16 protein-coding genes and 1 pseudogene are annotated in these 15,544 nt (G+C 60.2%); 3 read left to right on the forward strand and 14 right to left on the reverse strand.

The window, feature by feature from the left end; translation table 11 throughout:
• Positions 1-90: 90 nt before the first annotated feature.
• The 4 genes from JTY93_RS08500 to minC all read right to left on the reverse strand — a co-directional run bounded on the left by JTY93_RS08500 (position 91) and on the right by minC (position 2,923).
• The gene (locus JTY93_RS08500; RefSeq protein ID WP_057440687.1) at positions 91-726 is read right to left on the reverse strand and encodes an RluA family pseudouridine synthase; all 636 of its coding nucleotides are present in this window, start codon (positions 724-726) and stop codon (positions 91-93) included.
• A 187-nt stretch (positions 727-913) separates the two neighbouring features.
• Positions 914-1,168 (reverse strand): cell division topological specificity factor MinE, encoded by a 255-nt coding sequence (gene minE / locus JTY93_RS08505; RefSeq protein ID WP_003175252.1) that lies wholly within the window; start codon positions 1,166-1,168, stop codon positions 914-916.
• Positions 1,169-1,171: 3 nt separating this feature from the next.
• Positions 1,172-1,984, reverse strand: a complete 813-nt coding sequence (gene minD / locus JTY93_RS08510) for a septum site-determining protein MinD (protein ID WP_057440689.1) — start codon at positions 1,982-1,984, stop codon at positions 1,172-1,174.
• A gap of 201 nt (positions 1,985-2,185) precedes the next feature.
• Positions 2,186-2,923, reverse strand: coding sequence for a septum site-determining protein MinC (gene minC / locus JTY93_RS08515; RefSeq protein WP_038447253.1), 738 nt, complete (start codon positions 2,921-2,923; stop codon positions 2,186-2,188).
• A gap of 117 nt (positions 2,924-3,040) precedes the next feature.
• Between minC and JTY93_RS08520 the strand changes: the two genes are divergently transcribed.
• Together JTY93_RS08520 and JTY93_RS08525 are read left to right on the forward strand one after the other, a co-directional pair.
• Positions 3,041-3,973 carry a lipid A biosynthesis lauroyl acyltransferase gene (locus tag JTY93_RS08520; RefSeq protein ID WP_205475528.1) on the forward strand — a complete coding sequence of 311 codons (933 nt, stop codon included), beginning with the start codon at positions 3,041-3,043 and terminating at the stop codon, positions 3,971-3,973.
• Positions 3,974-4,008: 35 nt separating this feature from the next.
• A pseudogene (locus tag JTY93_RS08525) lies at positions 4,009-5,164 on the forward strand (patatin-like phospholipase family protein).
• 64 nt (positions 5,165-5,228) lie between these two features.
• On the opposite strand, the gene JTY93_RS08530 reads toward JTY93_RS08525, so the two are convergent.
• From JTY93_RS08530 to puuE, 8 genes are all read right to left on the reverse strand, one after another.
• On the reverse strand, positions 5,229-6,014 hold the full coding sequence (locus JTY93_RS08530; RefSeq protein ID WP_205475527.1) for an outer membrane protein OmpK: 786 nt from the start codon (positions 6,012-6,014) through the stop codon (positions 5,229-5,231).
• Positions 6,011-6,406: a hypothetical protein gene (locus tag JTY93_RS08535; protein WP_205475526.1), complete on the reverse strand. Its 396-nt coding sequence runs from the start codon at positions 6,404-6,406 to the stop codon at positions 6,011-6,013. The genes JTY93_RS08530 and JTY93_RS08535 overlap by 4 nt, the downstream gene beginning before the upstream one ends.
• A 44-nt stretch (positions 6,407-6,450) precedes the next feature.
• The gene (locus tag JTY93_RS08540) at positions 6,451-7,794 is read right to left on the reverse strand and encodes a nucleobase:cation symporter-2 family protein (RefSeq protein ID WP_205475525.1); all 1,344 of its coding nucleotides are present in this window, start codon (positions 7,792-7,794) and stop codon (positions 6,451-6,453) included.
• Positions 7,795-7,990: 196 nt separating this feature from the next.
• The gene (locus JTY93_RS08545; RefSeq protein WP_205475524.1) at positions 7,991-9,289 is read right to left on the reverse strand and encodes a urate hydroxylase PuuD; all 1,299 of its coding nucleotides are present in this window, start codon (positions 9,287-9,289) and stop codon (positions 7,991-7,993) included.
• A gap of 51 nt (positions 9,290-9,340) precedes the next feature.
• A complete protein-coding gene (locus tag JTY93_RS08550) occupies positions 9,341-9,844 on the reverse strand; it encodes an ureidoglycolate lyase (protein ID WP_099168728.1) in 504 nt (167 codons plus the stop codon).
• Between the two features lie 120 nt (positions 9,845-9,964).
• The gene (gene alc, locus JTY93_RS08555) at positions 9,965-10,960 is read right to left on the reverse strand and encodes an allantoicase (protein WP_205475523.1); all 996 of its coding nucleotides are present in this window, start codon (positions 10,958-10,960) and stop codon (positions 9,965-9,967) included.
• Positions 10,961-11,000: 40 nt separating this feature from the next.
• Positions 11,001-11,516, reverse strand: coding sequence for a 2-oxo-4-hydroxy-4-carboxy-5-ureidoimidazoline decarboxylase (uraD, locus tag JTY93_RS08560; protein ID WP_205475522.1), 516 nt, complete (start codon positions 11,514-11,516; stop codon positions 11,001-11,003).
• Positions 11,513-12,439, reverse strand: coding sequence for an allantoinase PuuE (puuE, locus tag JTY93_RS08565; protein ID WP_205475521.1), 927 nt, complete (start codon positions 12,437-12,439; stop codon positions 11,513-11,515). The genes uraD and puuE overlap by 4 nt, the downstream gene beginning before the upstream one ends.
• Before the next feature lie 419 nt (positions 12,440-12,858).
• Between puuE and uraH the strand changes: the two genes are divergently transcribed.
• Positions 12,859-13,212, forward strand: a complete 354-nt coding sequence (gene uraH, locus JTY93_RS08570) for a hydroxyisourate hydrolase (protein WP_092235056.1) — start codon at positions 12,859-12,861, stop codon at positions 13,210-13,212.
• A 249-nt stretch (positions 13,213-13,461) separates the two neighbouring features.
• Here the strand turns inward: uraH and JTY93_RS08575 are convergent, their stop codons facing one another.
• Together JTY93_RS08575 and JTY93_RS08580 are read right to left on the reverse strand one after the other, a co-directional pair.
• Positions 13,462-14,088 carry a LysE family translocator gene (locus JTY93_RS08575; protein WP_032863245.1) on the reverse strand — a complete coding sequence of 209 codons (627 nt, stop codon included), beginning with the start codon at positions 14,086-14,088 and terminating at the stop codon, positions 13,462-13,464.
• Between the two features lie 63 nt (positions 14,089-14,151).
• A complete protein-coding gene (locus JTY93_RS08580; RefSeq protein ID WP_240344122.1) occupies positions 14,152-15,483 on the reverse strand; it encodes an NCS2 family permease in 1,332 nt (443 codons plus the stop codon).
• Between the last annotated feature and the right edge of the window lie 61 nt (positions 15,484-15,544).

The following is a 15,544-nucleotide window of genomic DNA, read 5'->3' on the forward strand; positions in this document are numbered from 1 at the left end:
GCGAATGCGGTGGATCAGTTAGCTTATCCAGCAACTGACACACCGCATTCGCGAGCAAGCCCGCTCCCACATTTTAATTGCGTTTACCGATTAGAACGGCGCAGGGCACTCGAAGCGCAGGCGCTCGCCGCTTTGCGGATGGGTGAAGCTCAGCATGCTTGCGTGCAGGCACAGGCGCGGCCAGGCAGCCAGGGCCTGTTCGTGGGCATACAAGCCGTCACCCAGCAGCGGGTGGCCGATAGACAGCATGTGTACACGCAGTTGGTGGGAGCGCCCGGTAATCGGCGTCAGTTCGACCCGGCACCAATCTCCACAACGCTCCAGGACCTTCCAGAAGGTCAGGGCGTGCTTGCCGAACTCATGGTCAACCACATGGCGAGGCTTGGTCGGTGGGTCGTAGCGCAACGGCAGATCGATGCTGCCGCTGTCCAGCTCCGGCTGGCCCCAGCACAAGGCGGTGTAGGCTTTTTCGGTTTCACGGTCGTGAAACTGGCGGGACAGTTCGCGGTGGGTGTCGGCATCCCGGGCCAGCAGGATGATTCCCGACGTTTCCCAGTCCAGGCGATGGACAATGCGGGCCTCGGGATAACCGTTTTCCTGCAGGCGGGTGATCAGGCAGTCCTTGTTGTCGTCGGCGCGACCAGGCACCGAGAGCAGCAGGGTCGGCTTGTTCACCACCAGGACAGCGTCATCCTGGTGAAGGATATGGATATTGGACAGCGGCATTAAACAGCCTCGTAACAAACGCCAACGGCGGCTGCGCCAACCGCCCCCTGTAGGAGCGAGCTTGCTCGCGAAGAATTCAACTGCACCGCGTTCATCCTGGATAAACGCAGCGCTCTCAGGTTCTTCGCGAGCAAGCTCGCTCCTACAGGGCCAGGTAGCGTAGCCGCCGTGGCGACCGCCTGGTCGATCAACGATCAGGCAGGGTGATATTGAGTTCCAGAATCGAGCAGCTGCCGTCGTTTTCCAGGGCGACATGCACGTCATCGTTGCCGATATTGACGTACTTGCGGATCACCTCCACCAGTTCCTTCTGCAAGGCTGGCAGGTAGTCCGGGGTGCTGCGTTGGCCGCGTTCGTGCGCCACGATGATCTGTAGACGCTCTTTCGCTACCGATGCGGTGCTTGGCTTTTTGTTGGCGCGAAAGAAGTCGAGAAATTTCATTGTTTAGTTGCCTCCAAACAGGCGCTCGAAGAATCCCTTCTTCGCTACATCGAGGAAGCGGTGTTCCACGGTTTTTCCCAACAGGCGATCAACGGCATCGCTGTATGCCTGGCCGGCGTCGCTCTGGTCATCGAGGATGACCGGTACGCCTTGGTTGGATGCTTTCAGTACGGCCTGGGATTCCGGGATCACGCCCAGCAGGGCCACGGCCAGGATCTCTTTGACGTCTTCAACGCCGAGCATTTCGCCCTTGCTGACACGGTCAGGGTTGTAGCGGGTCAGCAACAGATGTTCCTTGATCGGGTCTTCGCCTTTTTCGGCGCGCCGGGATTTGCTGGCCAGCAGGCCCAGCATACGGTCCGAGTCACGTACCGAAGACACTTCCGGGTTGGTCACGACGATGGCTTCATCGGCGAAGTACATCGCCAGGTGAGCACCGGTCTCGATACCGGCCGGGGAGTCGCAGACCACGTACTCAAAGGTTTCCTTGAGTTCCATCAGGACCTTTTCCACGCCTTCTTTGGTCAGCGCGTCTTTGTCACGGGTCTGGCTGGCGGCCAGTACATACAGGTTCTCAAGGCGCTTGTCCTTGATCAGGGCCTGTTGCAGGTTGGCTTCGCCGTTGACCACGTTGACGAAGTCGTACACCACACGGCGCTCGCAGCCCATGATCAGGTCGAGGTTACGCAAACCGACGTCGAAGTCGACGATGACTGTCTTGTGGCCGCGCAGAGCGAGGCCGGTACCGATAGCGGCGCTGGTGGTGGTCTTACCCACACCACCCTTGCCGGATGTAACCACGAGAATCTTGGCCAAGGTGTTTCACCCCTAAGGAAAAAGGACCTCTCAGTCCCTGAAAAACATCTCTTGAAACTCGCCGCAGGCGGACAGCCTTCGTAGGAAAAAGATGTGCTTCCCGTAGGGGAAGCGCCACCTTTCAATTATTCCTACGCAAGTCTTGCCGGTTTCGCTGTGCTATCAGAGTCCAGAGATGCTTGGAAAATGCGGCAGTATCCGTTAAAGACGGATGATGTTCAACACATCGCCCGACAGGCTGACTTGTACCCCGGCCCCCCACAGCGGATCACGGCGCAAATCTTCCGAAACCTTGTACTGGCCGGCGATGGACACTAGCTCAGCGCTCAATTGCTGGCAGAAAATCCGGGCCTTGGTATCGCCCTTGACTCCAGCCAGTGCCCGGCCACGCATTGGGCCGTATACATGGATGTTGCCATCGGCGAGAAGTTCCGCGCCGGGACTGACCGGAGCGACCACCACCAGGTCGCCGCCCTGGGCGTAAATCTGCTGCCCGCCGCGTACGGGAGAGGTGATGATCCTTGTAGGCTTGATCGTCGGCTCCGGTGGTTTTTCCGGTTTTTTCTTCACTTCACCTTCCACCGGGTCGAGCACACGCTCGCGGGCGCCGGACGGTGGCAGTACTGGCAGTTCAATGGCGATGGCGGCTGCGATGTCTTCGATCCGGCTGGCGCGAATGGCCAGGGTGCGCAGGCCATGCTGGCGGCAGACACGCATCAGCCCGGGCAGGTCAACCGCGCCCTGGCCGGCCGGCAATTTATCCAGGGCCAGCACCAGCGGCGCGTTGTTGAAGAAATTCGGGGCCAGGGCGACCTTGGCGGCGAGCTGGCGGTCCAGGGCATCAAGGTCGTTACGGGCCAGTTCCAGCACAGTAATGGCGAGCATGCTGCCTTTGAGCTGGAAGACGGGATCTTGGTCTAGCGATTCGGTTTGGCTCATGGTCGGCAAAGCGGCTTGTCACGAAAAGTGTCGAGACTTATAACGAGAACAACCGCTAGCCGCAAGCCGGGTCGAACCGTTGTAGAATGCGCGGCCCTGTCTTTACCGGAATCTGTAATGGATCGCCCGCGTTTTCGAGCTGTATTTTTTCACCCGCGTTTCTGGCTGCTATGGCTGGGGCTCGGTGTGCTGTGGCTGATTACCCAGTTGCCATACCGCGTGCTGCTGGGAATTGGTCGTGTGCTGGGTGCGTTTATGTACCGGGTGGCCGGTGAGCGTCGGCGTATTGCCGCGCGAAACCTGGAACTGTGCTTCCCGCAAATCTCCGCCCAGGAGCGTAAACATTTGCTTAAGGAAAACTTTGCCTCCACCGGTATCGCCTTCTTTGAGATGGCCATGAGTTGGTGGTGGTCCAAACAGCGCCTGGCGCGCCTGGCCCATGTCGAAGGGCTGGAGCACCTCAAGCAGGCGCAACGGGAAGGCAAGGGCGTGATCCTCATGGCCCTGCATTTCACCACCCTGGAGATCGGTGCGGCCTTGCTGGGGCAGAAGCACACCATCGATGGCATGTACCGTGAGCACGGCAACCCGTTGTTCGATTTTATCCAGCGCCGTGGCCGCGAGCGCCACAACCTCGACTCCCTGGCGGTAGAGCGCGAAGACGTACGCGGCATGCTCAAGCTGCTGCGCGCCGGCCGGGCGATCTGGTACGCGCCAGACCAGGACTATGGCGCCAAGCAGAGCATTTTTGTGCCGTTGTTCGGCATCCAGGCGGCCACAGTCACCGCTACCAGCAAGTTCGCGCGCCTGGGCAAGGCGTTGGTGGTGCCGTTTACCCAGGAGCGTCTGGCCGATGGCAGTGGCTACCGCATGGTGATTCATCCGCCTTTGAGCGACTTCCCCGGCGAATCCGATGAAGTCGATTGCCTGCGTATCAACCAATGGGTGGAAACCGCGGTGCGCGAGTGCCCCGAGCAATACCTGTGGGCCCATCGCCGCTTCAAGAGCCGGCCACCGGGCGAACCCAAGCTGTACGAAAAGCGCCGCTGAATAAACGGATTTTCCCCCGCCCATGGAGTTATGCAATGCGCCCCACTGAACCGGTCACAGGCTTGATTCTTTCTGGTGGCGGGGCGCGTGCGGCGTATCAGGTCGGTGTCTTGGCGGCGATTGCCGAACTGTTGCCACCGGGGGCTGCCAACCCCTTCCCGGTGATTGTCGGTACCTCGGCCGGGGCGATCAATGCGGTGAGCCTGGCCAGTGGCGCCATGGACTTTCGCGCCGCAATCGCACGCCTCACCGCATTCTGGCAGGGCTTTCGCAGCCACTTGGTGCTGCGCAGCGACTGGCCGGGGGTGATTCACCAGGCCAGCCGTTTTCTGACCCGCAGCTTGCTGGGCCTGGGTTCACCCGTGCCGGTGGCGCTGCTCGACAGCTCGCCGCTGCGCCAGTTGCTGCAAGAAAAGCTGCACTTGGAAGGCATCAATGAGGCAATCCGCCATAAGCACCTGCATGCCGTAGCGGTGACTGCGTTCGGCTATGAGTCAGGGCAGGCGGTGACCTTCTATCAGGGCGGCGGCACCATCGACGCCTGGCTGCGCCACCGGCGCATCGGCCTGCCCACGCAATTGACCGTGGAGCATCTGCTGGCCAGCTCGGCGATCCCATTACTGTTTGCGCCGGTCAAACTCGATCAGGAATATTTTGGCGATGGCGCCGTCCGCCAATCAGCGCCGATCAGCCCTGCGTTGCACCTGGGGGCCAGCCGGGTACTGGTGGTGGGTGTCAGTGGCAACCCGCGCTCCCCAGACCCCTCGGTGCCGCAGCAACGCACCTACACCGGCCAGGAGCCGACTCTGGCGCAGATCGGTGGGCATATGCTCAACAGCACGTTCATTGATAGCCTGGAGAGTGATATCGAGTTGCTGGAGCGCCTCAACCAGTTCAGCCATCTGCAACCGGCCAACAGTGCCGCGCGCGGTCTTGCACCGGTAGAAGTACTGGTGATTGCGCCCAGCCAACCCATCGATGAAATCGCGGCGCGCCATCGCCAGGAACTGCCGGCGGCGTTGCGTCTGTTTTTGCGTGGGCCAGGGGCGACCAAGACCAGCGGGGCGGGGGGTGCTCAGCTATCTGCTGTTCGAGGCGGGGTATTGCAGTGAGTTGATCGAGTTGGGCCGGCGCGATGCGCTGGCCAAGCGCGAAGAGTTGCAGCGGTTCCTGGGCTTGACCCCGAACTGAATCGGGGCGCGGGCTTGTGTGGGAGCGGGCAAGCCCGCTCCCACAGGGGAGGCCGGGGTTGGCTTTAGAAGTGGTACTTGACCAACAGGCTCGCCGTATCCTGGTTGGTCTCGAACGCGCCGCTGTCCTGGATCCCGTACTTGTTCTTCCAGTAGTCGTATTCAAAACCCACATACAACTGCTTGGCGCCCCAGCTCATGGCCTTGCCCAGGTCATACTTGACCTGCGGGTTGAAGTGCAGGTTGGCGTGGTAAGTGCCACGGGCGTTCTTGTCGTTATCCACCACCCAGTCCATAAAGCCGTCGATCAGCACATCGGAGTTGCCCACTGGAATGGTGTAGGACCAGACCGGGGTGATCTGCCATACGCCATCACCCGGGCGATTGCCTTCGGTCTGGCGCTGATAGAAGTTCAACTGGAAGTAGTCAAAGCCTGGGATGTTCAAGTCGAACGCCGGGCCTACCAAGTACGACTCGTTGTCGCCCTCGCCGAACTCGTAGGTGAACGCCAGCAATACATCTTTGATCGGGCCGAAGGACAAGTCTTTATCGAAGATCTTGCCAAACGACAACCGCGGGCTGAACTCGCCGTAGTAAGTATTGGGGCCGACGTTGCCGTCTTCCTTGCCGTTGTAAAAGATGCGGTCGAGGAAGAAGAAGTTGTCGCCGTACTTCCACGCATCGGCATGTTCGAAGGTGACGGTTTGCTGGATCTCTGGGTTGACTTTGAAGTTCTTGCCCCACAGGTAAGTCAGGCTGTTGTTCTGCCACTGCAGCAGGTCACCCGCCATCGCCTGGCCCCCGGCCAACAGGGATCCGGCCAACATCAGGCTGTTCACGGTACGTTTCATTCGGTTGCTCCCGAGCTAAGGTTTTGTGGTTTTTCTTCTACGCAGGCGCTCTGGTGTGGCGCCTTTTGGTTCGCTGCAAAAATCGTCTGTTCGGTCAGCTTTAATGCTTTTAGCAAGAGCTGCGCCAAAGTGTTTGAAAAGCCAAAAAATCCCCGCCGGCTACATGGGATGCAGTCGGATTCAGAGGACTTTTGCGCACTTTGGCAGCGGACATAAGGCCGGGATAAGTTGGCCTTTAAGTCAGCTTTTACATTCGCTGTTTTTTTTTGAGTCGATTCGAGCGGGCGCGGAGAATACTGGCTCCAGAGCCTGTGCTCAAGTGCGCTGTAAAAGAGCGCGAGGGGCGAGAATGGGGCACGGCGTGTGGCCGGCCCCAAGTCGATGGTGTGCATGTTGATGTTCCCTGTTCGTTGTTGTTTTTGTAGTAACGAAGGAATCAATGCGTATGGGCGACTGCGGGGCGTTCTGAGCCGCCCAGAATGTTGAACAGCACGTTCAGCGACAGCGCACTGAGCGTGGCCATGGCGATGCCACTGTGGGTAATCGGGCTCATCCACAAGGGCAACTGCGCGAAGAACTCTGGGCGCACCACGGGGATCAGGCCCATGCCGATACTGACCGCTACCAGCAACTGGTTGCGACGGTCGGCGATGTCGGCTTCCTGCAGGATCTTGATCCCGGTCGCTGCCACCATGCCAAACATTGCGATAGCCGCACCGCCCAGCACCGCAGGAGGGATCGAAGCCACCAGGAATGCGGCCTTGGGCAGCAGGCTGAGGACAATCAAAAAGGCCCCGGCCATGATTGTCACCGAGCGGCAGCGCACACCGGTCATCTGCACCAGGCCGATGTTCTGGGCGAAAGAGGAATGGGTGAAGGTGTTGAAGAACCCGGCGAAGAACGACGCACCGGCATCGCACAGCAGGCCGCGCCGCAGCATTTTCGGGGTGACTTCCTGGCCGGTGATCTTGCCCAGCGCGAGGAACATGCCGGTGGACTCGACAAAGATAATCACCACCACCAGACACATCGAAAGGATCGGCGCCAACTCGAACTTGGGCATGCCGAAGTGCAATGGCGTGACCACCTGCAGCCATGGCGCCTGCTCCAGGCCGCCGAGGTCGACCATGCCGAGCAATCCACACAAGGCGTAGCCCAGGGCCATACCGATCAGTACCGAGATATTGACCCAGAAGCCACGCATAAAACGGTTGATCAGCAAGATGGTGGCCAGCACCAGGCCGGCGATGGCCAGGTAGATCGGCGAGCCGAATTGCACAGCGCTAGCGCCACCGCCGGCCCAGTTCACCGCGACAGGAAACAACGAAAGACCGATGGCCGTGATCACGGTACCGGTCACCAAAGGTGGGAAGAAGCGCACCACCTTGGACATGAAGGGGGCGATGAGCATGCCAAAGAATCCGGCGGCGATGGTCGCGCCAAAAATCCCTTGCAGGCCGATACCCGGCATGCCCGCCATGGCGACCATGCTGCCGACGGCGGCGAAACTGGCGCCCATCATCACCGGCATGCGGATACCCAGCGGGCCGATGCCAAACGACTGGACCATGGTGGCGATCCCCGCCACCAACAGGTCGGCGTTGATCAAAAAGGCGATTTCTTCACGGCTCAAGCCCGCGGCTTGTCCGATGATCAGCGGTACGGCCACCGCGCCGCCGTACATCAGCAGTACATGTTGCAGGCCCACCAGAATCAGTTGCAAAAGTGGAAGCCGCACCATGGCGGGGGCGGCAGGAATCTGCGGTTCTAACTGGGACATGCAACACCTCGGATCTTTTTTATTTTTGTGTTGTTTGGCAGTCAATTGCCAGGTGAAACCTAATCTTCAAAGCATCATCCGACCCCTGTGGGAGCGGGCTTGCTCGCGATAGCGGTGCTTTAGTCACCGGATGTGTTGAATGACACACCGCTATCGCGAGCAAGCCCGCTCCCACATGTTGAGCCGTTTTATCCTGTTAGTTGGTACGCGCCCCCTGATTGATCCAACTGCCAATCAACTCCCGCTCCTGCTGAGTCATCTGGGTAATGTTGCCCAGCGGCATGATCTGGCTGGCAACCGCCTGCGCTTGAATACGCGCCGCCTGCTGCTGGATCTGCGCAGGGGTATCGAACATCACCCCGGCCGGCGCGGTGCTGAACAGCGGGCTGGTGGGCTTGGCCGAATGGCACACGGTGCAACGCTCTTCAATCACGCTGTGAACCTTGCCGAAATCCGTCGAGGCCTGGGCCGGAGCTGCTTCTGCTGCCGGTGCGGGCGTGGCGGCAGCTGCTGGCTTGAGGCCGCCACCCAGCGCCGTTTCCGGCAATGGCTGGTACTCGATGGCCGCTGGAGCCTTGGCCACGTCCGGTGTGGTAGCCACGGGTTTTGGACCGGTGACATAGGCCAGGCAGATCATCGCCAGGGCGCCGACCGGCAGGGTCCACGCGTATTTCTGGCTGTCATGACGGGTGTTGAAGTAGTGCCGTACCAATACCGCCGCCACCGCGATCCCGGCCAGGATCAACCAGTTGTACTGGCTGCCGTAGGTGCTCGGGAAGTGGTTGCTGATCATGATGAACAGCACAGGCAGGGTGAAGTAGTTGTTGTGACGTGAACGCAGCAGGCCCTTGGCCGGCAGTGCCGGGTCCGGCGTGCGGTTTTCTGCAATCGCTGCCACCAGCGCACGCTGGGCCGGCATGATGATGCGGAACACGTTGCCGACCATGATGGTGCCGATAATCGCACCCACATGCAGGTACGCACCGCGGCCGCTGAACACCTTGCTGAAGCCGTAGGCCGCGCCGATCAACAGGACGAACAGGATAAGGCCGAGCAGGGCAGGGCGTTTACCCAGGGCCGAGTCGCACAGAAAGGAGTAGATGAACCAGCCGGCGAACAGTGAGCCTATGCCCAGCAACACGCCTTCGGTACCACTGAGGCTGCTGCCGGGGGCAAGCAGGTACAGCGTCGGGTTGAGGTAGAACACCACGCACAGCAGCGCGACGCCCGACATCCAGGTGAAATAGGCCTCCCATTTGAACCAGTGCAGGTTGTCCGGCATGGTCGGTGGGGCCAGTTTGTATTTTTCCAGGTGGTAGATACCGCCACCGTGGATTGCCCATAAATCGCCAGCCAGGCCGTTTTTGGGGTTGACGCGGTTCAGGTTGTTTTCCAGCCAGACGAAATAGAAAGACGCACCGATCCAGGCCACGCCAGTGATCATATGAACCCAGCGCACGCTTAGGTTCAGCCATTCCAACAGATGTGCTTCCACAGTCTTTACCTCTCGCCCGTCACCCTTGTTGTCGGGTGATCGGACCTTCTCTTATTGGTGGGGGGCAAGGATCAACCGCTCATCCTCTTTGAAAAAATGCTCATCGCAGTTATTGCCTGTGCCACTGCGATCAACCACCAGGAAGTCATCCCGCTTTTCGATCGTCAGCACCGGGTGGTGCCAGACGCCGCGATGGTAATTAATGCCCTGCCTGCCGTTGGTGACGAAGGCGCGGACCAAACCTGATACAGGTGCATCGCCAACGGGCGCGACCACGATCAGAAAGGGGTTGCCGAGCAGCGGAATAAAGGCCTGGCTGCCCAGCGGGTGTCTTTCCAGCATGCACACGGTCAGCGGCATGTCCTGCGCATCGGCGCGGAAGATGCTGATGATGGCGTGGTCTTCTGGCGTGGCGGTTTCTACCGTCGCCAGTTTATGAAAGCGCATGGTCGAGCCGTTGTTGATCATGAAGTGATCGCTGCCATCGGTTTCGATAACGTCTCCGAAAGGGGCGAAGGCTTCTTTGGTCAAGGGTTCGATCATCAGTGTGCGCATGGCTGTCTTCTTATCCGAATTCTGTGTTGTTTGTTCTGGCGCCTTCGCGAGCAAGCCCGCTCCCACATTTGGAATGCATCCCCCTGTGGGAGCGGGCTTGCTCGCGAATGGCATCACCGCTTACTTCGAAACCTTGCCGAAAACCCGCAGGCGGCTTACACCACCATCCGGGAATACGTTGAGGCGGATGTGGGTGATCGGGCCCAGTGCCTTGATCTGCTCGGCAAAGGTGTGTTCGGCGTGCATTTCCAGCTTCTGCGCGGGCAAAAGTTCACGCCAGAACAGCGACTGGGTCTCGATCTGGCTGTCGGTACCGCCCTTGACGAACGCGGCCTGGATCGAGCAAGTGTCGGGGTAGTTGCCCTTGAAGTGCAGGGTGTCGACCACTACCTTCTCGACCTCGCCGGCATGCCCCAGCGCGACGATCACCCAGTCATTGCCAGGTGTGCGACGACGCGCGGTTTCCCAGCCATCGCCCATGTTGATGCCACGGCCCGGGTTGAGGATGTTGCCCATGCGCCCGAAGTGTTCGTCGGAGCAGGCCAGTGCGCGGCCGCCATTGAGGGAGGAGGCCAGGTCCACTTGTTCGTTGTCGCCCACGGCCGACCAGTCGCGGAACGGAATGCCATACACCCGCAGACGCGCTACGCCACCATCGGGGAAGATGTTGAAGCGCAGGTGGCTGAACGCCTGGTCGTTATTGATTTCGTGCAGATGATGGCTATTGCCCTGCAACTCCACGGCAGACAGCACTTCGACCCACTGGGTGTTTTCAGTCGGTTCGCCTTCGGCCAGGAAGCAGCCTTCCAGGGATGCCGACGGCGGGAAGTTGCCGGTAAAGAATGAAGTGTCGATGTCCACGCCCTTGATCGTGCCCGGTACGCCCAAGCGGATCACCGCGCTGTCGAAGCCTTCGAAGCGCTTGCGGCGTGACTCCCAGCCGTCCATCCACTTGCCGTTATCATCGAAAACGCCCTCCTTCCATACGGCCGGGGTCGGCTGGAACAGTCGGTTGGCGTCAGCGAACCAGTCATCGGTCACCGAGATGATCTTGGTGCCCAGACGGGCGTCGGCCAGGTTGACGAACTTCTCGAAGGGTAGGGGTTGCGCTTTCATTCTTCTTGTCTGCCTTAGATAGAGTGGCTGGGGATGGTGTCTAGAGGGTCAATAAACGGAACAACGCAATCTTGTTGATCTCTGCCAGTGCGCACTTGAACTCGGTTTCGACCGGGTTGTGGATGCGCGTTTCAAACGCGGCGAGGATCTGATGCCGGTTGCTGCCTTTTACCGCCATGATGAAGGGAAACTTGAACTTGGCCTTGTAGGCGTCGTTCAGCTCGGTGAAGCGAGAAAACTCTTCGGCCGTGCATTGGTGAATACCGGCGCCAGCTTGTTCGTTGGTGCTGGCTTCGGTCAGTTGGCCCTGGACGGCGGCTTTGCCGGCCAGGTCCGGGTGAGCGTTGATCAGCGCCAGTTGCCTGGTGTGATCGGCGCGGAGCAGGATATCGCTCATGCGCTGGTGCAGGGTTTCGATCTCATCGATCGAGGCGTCCTGGCCCAGGTCGAAGGCCTTTTCGGCCACCCATGGCGAGTGTTCGTAGATATCAGCGAAGGCTGCGACGAATTCGTCGCGGCTGAGGGCCGATGGTTTCAAGGTCTGGAAAGCAGTCATTTGCCGGCTCCCTGGAAAGGGTGTACGTCGTGCCAGTGGCGGGCAATGTCGACGCGGCGGGTGAACCACACCTGGTCATGGCCCTTGGCGTATTCGATAAAACGCTTGAGTGCAGCCAGGCGCGCCGGGCGGCCGATCAGGCGGCAATGCAGGCCGATGGACAGCATCTTCGGCGCCTCGGCACCTTCGGCATACAGCACATCGAACGCGTCCTTGAGGTACTCGAAAAAGTCGTCGCCCTTGTTGAAGCCCTGCACCTGGGTGAAGCGCATGTCATTGGTGTCCAGGGTGTAGGGGATCACCAGGTGCGCTTTGCCAGTCGGGTTGTTCGGTTCCCAGTAGGGCAGGTCGTCGTCGTAGGTGTCGCAGTCGTACAGGAAGCCACCTTCCTCCATCACCAGCCGCCGCGTATTCGGGCCGGTGCGCCCGGTGTACCAGCCCAGTGGGCGCTCGCCGGTCAGCTCGGTAAGGATGCGGATGGCTTCGAGCATATGCTCGCGCTCCTGGGCCTCGTCCATGTACTGGTAGTCGATCCAGCGGTAGCCGTGGCTGCAGATCTCGTGACCGGCGGCGACCATTGCACGGATTACATCGGGGTGACGCTGGGCGGCCATGGCCACGGCGAAGATGGTCAGCGGAATGTCAAATTCCTTGAACAGCTTGAGGATGCGCCACACGCCGGCACGGCTGCCGTATTCGTACAGCGACTCCATGCTCATGTTGCGCGCGCCTTGCAGCGGCTGGGCCGAGACCATTTCCGAGAGGAAGGCTTCCGACTCTTTGTCGCCGTGCAGGATATTGCGCTCACCGCCTTCTTCGTAATTGAGTACGAACGACAGGGCGATACGCGCCTTGCCCGGCCAGTGAGGGTGCGGTGGGTTACTGCCGTAACCGATCAGGTCGCGTGGGTAGTCAGCGCTCACTGCAGTCTTCCTTCTTGTTCGTGATCGATGGTGTGGCGGCCGTTGCGTCACAGCGATGGGCTGATTGTATACAACTTAATGGTCACTTTGTAAGCCTGTATTTCTGCATTTTTTCCAGGCGGTCGCACCGGCCTATCCTTGCAAGAAACTTGCCCGACTGGTCAACTAAATCTCAAAAACCTGCGGCACCGCTTTACTGTAGGAGCGGGCTTGCCTGCGATAGCGAACTTCCTATAGCCGCATTGCTCGCAGATACACCGTCATCGCCGGCAAGCCAGCTCCTATTGGGGAAGAGGGGGGTTGTTGAATTTATTGTGTACAATTTTTTTGAAAAGTGTCTTAATCAGCCATCGCCGGCTTTTTCAGTGCCCCGCAAAGGTGCGGCCTCTTATTAATCGATGACACGGGAGCTCCGATCCATGGGACGACTCACTACACACGTACTGGACGCCGCCCACGGCTGCCCAGGCAGCGCCATCAAAGTTGAACTGTATCGCGTCGAAGGCGCGCAACTGGAGCTGGTCGCCAGCGCCCTGACCAACAGCGACGGCCGTTGCGACGCGCCACTGCTGCAAGGTGACGACTACCGCAGTGGCGTCTACCAGTTGCAGTTCAGTGCCGGGGATTACTACCGCGCCCGTGGTGTGCAACTGCCGGAACCGGCGTTTCTCGATGTGGTAGTGCTGCGTTTTGGCATCAGTGCCGAACAGGATCACTACCATGTGCCGTTGCTGATTTCGCCCTACAGCTACTCCACGTACCGCGGTAGCTAAGTCGTCACACTCGCTTCACACCCCCAAATGCTCTTCGTTGGTTTCGCCCGCTCACACTGCGGGCTTTTTTTGGCCTGCCAATAAAGGAGGGCCACTGTAGGAGCGAGCTTGTCTCCGGGCGGCGCTCCGACGAAAAACGTCAACGATAACGCGCGTTTTCTGGTTAAACGTGGCGCTCTCAAGTTCTTCGTCGGAGCGCCGGCCGGAGACAAGCTCGCTCCTACAATGTACAGCGGCATTAGGGTTTCACTAGCCCCTGAGCAGCGACGCCGCTCCGGCGCTGCCAAACAGCCCGGCGCTGAAGCGGTTGAACCAGCTCTGGCCCTTGCCGGTGCGCAGGTAGCGTGCGGCGCCGTGGGCACCCAGGCCGTAGGCCAGCTTGCACAGCAGGTCCAGCACGGTCCAGGTGGCGATCATGATCAGCAGTTGCGGCAGGAACGGCTGCTGGCTGCTGAGAAACTGCGGCAGGAAGGCGGCGAAAAACAGGATGTCCTTGGGGTTGCTGGCGCCCAGCACAAAGGCCCGGCCAAACAGGGCGCGAAAGCGCGGCACGGGTGCTGCGTCCGGCACCACGGCGCCCTGGGACGGCAGGCGCGATTGCTGCCAGCTCTGCCACGCAAGGTAGAACAGGTACAGCGCACCGACGATCTTCAAGGCGCTGAACAACTGCTCCGACGCCAGCAACAAGGCCCCCAGGCCCAGGGCCGAGGCGCTCAACAGGCAGATCGAGGCAAACACCCCGCCAAGAAACGCCGGGTACGAACGGCGCAGGCCGTAGTTCAGGCTGTTGCTGATCATCAGCAGCGACAGCGGCCCCGGAATCAGAATCACGATCAAAGCAGCGCCGCTGAACAGCAGCCAGGTTTCCACGCTCATTACATTCCTCCATACATGCAAAAGCCCCACCCGAAGGTGAGGCGGTTTTCGCCAGCTTCCGCGTTACAGGAAGACAAACTTGGCGATGAAAATCGCGCACAGCACCCACAGGCTGATGGAAATCTGCTTGTACTTGCCCGTGCCGGTCTTGAGGGCCACGTAAGTGATAAAGCCCAGGGCGATGCCATCGGCGACCGAGAAGGTCAGGGGCATCATGATTGCCGTGACAATCGCCGGAATGCTGTCGGTGGCGTCGTCCCACTCGATGTGTGCCATGCCGCTCATCATTAGCATCGCCACATAAATCAGCGCGCCGGCTGTGGCATACGCAGGAATCATGCCCGCCAGCGGGGCGAAAAACATCGCCGCCACAAACAGCACGCCCACGGTTACAGCCGTAAGCCCTGTGCGCCCACCAGCCGCCACGCCCGCCGCGCTTTCTACATAACTGGTCACGGGCGGTACACCGACCACCGCGCCAAACACGCTGGAAGCACTGTCGGCTTTCAAGGCCCTCGACAGGTTTTCGATCTTGCCGTCGGCCTTTACCAGGCCAGCGCGCTGGGCGACGCCCATCAGGGTGCCGGCGGTGTCGAACATGTGCACAAACAGGAAGGCGAATACCACGCTGATCATGCTGACGTTGAACACGCCCATCACGTCCATCGCCATCCAGGTCGGCGCCAGGCTCGGCGGGGCGGCAACAATGCCCTGGTAATGCACCAGGCCCAGGCCCCAGCCGGCCAGGGTGACGGCAATGATGCTGATCAGGATCGCGCCGAATACCCGGTGGTAACTGAGGATCGCGATCAGCAGGAAGCACACGGCTGCCAACAGCGGGGCCGGTTCATGCAGGGAGCCGAGCTTGATCAGGGTGGCGGGGCTGGCAACGATGATGCCGGCGGTTTTCAGGCCGATCACCCCCAGGAACAGGCCCACCCCGGCGCCCATGGCGTGGCGCAGGCTTACCGGAATGCTGTTGAGCAGCCATTCGCGGATGCGCGACAGCGTCAGGATCATGAACAACACGCCGGAGATAAACACCGCGCCCAGCGCGGTCTCCCAGGTGTAGCCCATGGTGCCGACCACGGTGTAGGTAAAGAACGCATTCAAGCCCATGCCTGGCGCCAGGCCGACTGGCCAGTTGGCGTACAGGCCCATCAACAGGCAACCGAGGGCCGCAGCGATACAGGTCGCGACAAACGCGGCGCCGTGGTCGATACCGGCGTCGGCCATGATGTTGGGGTTGACGAAGATGATGTAGGCCATGGTGATGAACGTCGTGAGGCCGGCGATCAATTCGGTCTTCACTGTGGTGCCATGCAAGCTGAGTTTGAACAGGCGTTCCAGCCAGCCCTGCTTTGTGGTCGAAAGGTGGGGCGGACTGAGGTCCAGGGTCGGGGCGTCGGATTTATGGCTTTCCACAGCAAGTACTCCTCAAGAGTTTTATTGTTAT

The organism is Pseudomonas hygromyciniae, assembly GCF_016925675.1.
Classification (GTDB): domain Bacteria; phylum Pseudomonadota; class Gammaproteobacteria; order Pseudomonadales; family Pseudomonadaceae; genus Aquipseudomonas; species Aquipseudomonas hygromyciniae.

Excerpts from the sequence above, each read along its gene's own strand:
- JTY93_RS08500 (WP_057440687.1), bottom strand. The coding sequence starts at position 726 with ATGCCGCTGTCCAATATCCATATCCTTCACCAGGATGACGCTGTCCTG.
- minE (WP_003175252.1), bottom strand. The coding sequence starts at position 1,168 with ATGAAATTTCTCGACTTCTTTCGCGCCAACAAAAAGCCAAGCACCGCA.
- minC (WP_038447253.1), bottom strand. The coding sequence starts at position 2,923 with ATGAGCCAAACCGAATCGCTAGACCAAGATCCCGTCTTCCAGCTCAAA.
- JTY93_RS08520 (WP_205475528.1), top strand. The coding sequence starts at position 3,041 with ATGGATCGCCCGCGTTTTCGAGCTGTATTTTTTCACCCGCGTTTCTGG.
- JTY93_RS08530 (WP_205475527.1), bottom strand. The coding sequence starts at position 6,014 with ATGAAACGTACCGTGAACAGCCTGATGTTGGCCGGATCCCTGTTGGCC.
- JTY93_RS08535 (WP_205475526.1), bottom strand. The coding sequence starts at position 6,406 with ATGCACACCATCGACTTGGGGCCGGCCACACGCCGTGCCCCATTCTCG.
- JTY93_RS08540 (WP_205475525.1), bottom strand. The coding sequence starts at position 7,794 with ATGTCCCAGTTAGAACCGCAGATTCCTGCCGCCCCCGCCATGGTGCGG.
- JTY93_RS08550 (WP_099168728.1), bottom strand. The coding sequence starts at position 9,844 with ATGCGCACACTGATGATCGAACCCTTGACCAAAGAAGCCTTCGCCCCT.
- alc (WP_205475523.1), bottom strand. The coding sequence starts at position 10,960 with ATGAAAGCGCAACCCCTACCCTTCGAGAAGTTCGTCAACCTGGCCGAC.
- uraD (WP_205475522.1), bottom strand. The coding sequence starts at position 11,516 with ATGACTGCTTTCCAGACCTTGAAACCATCGGCCCTCAGCCGCGACGAA.
- uraH (WP_092235056.1), top strand. The coding sequence starts at position 12,859 with ATGGGACGACTCACTACACACGTACTGGACGCCGCCCACGGCTGCCCA.
- JTY93_RS08575 (WP_032863245.1), bottom strand. The coding sequence starts at position 14,088 with ATGAGCGTGGAAACCTGGCTGCTGTTCAGCGGCGCTGCTTTGATCGTG.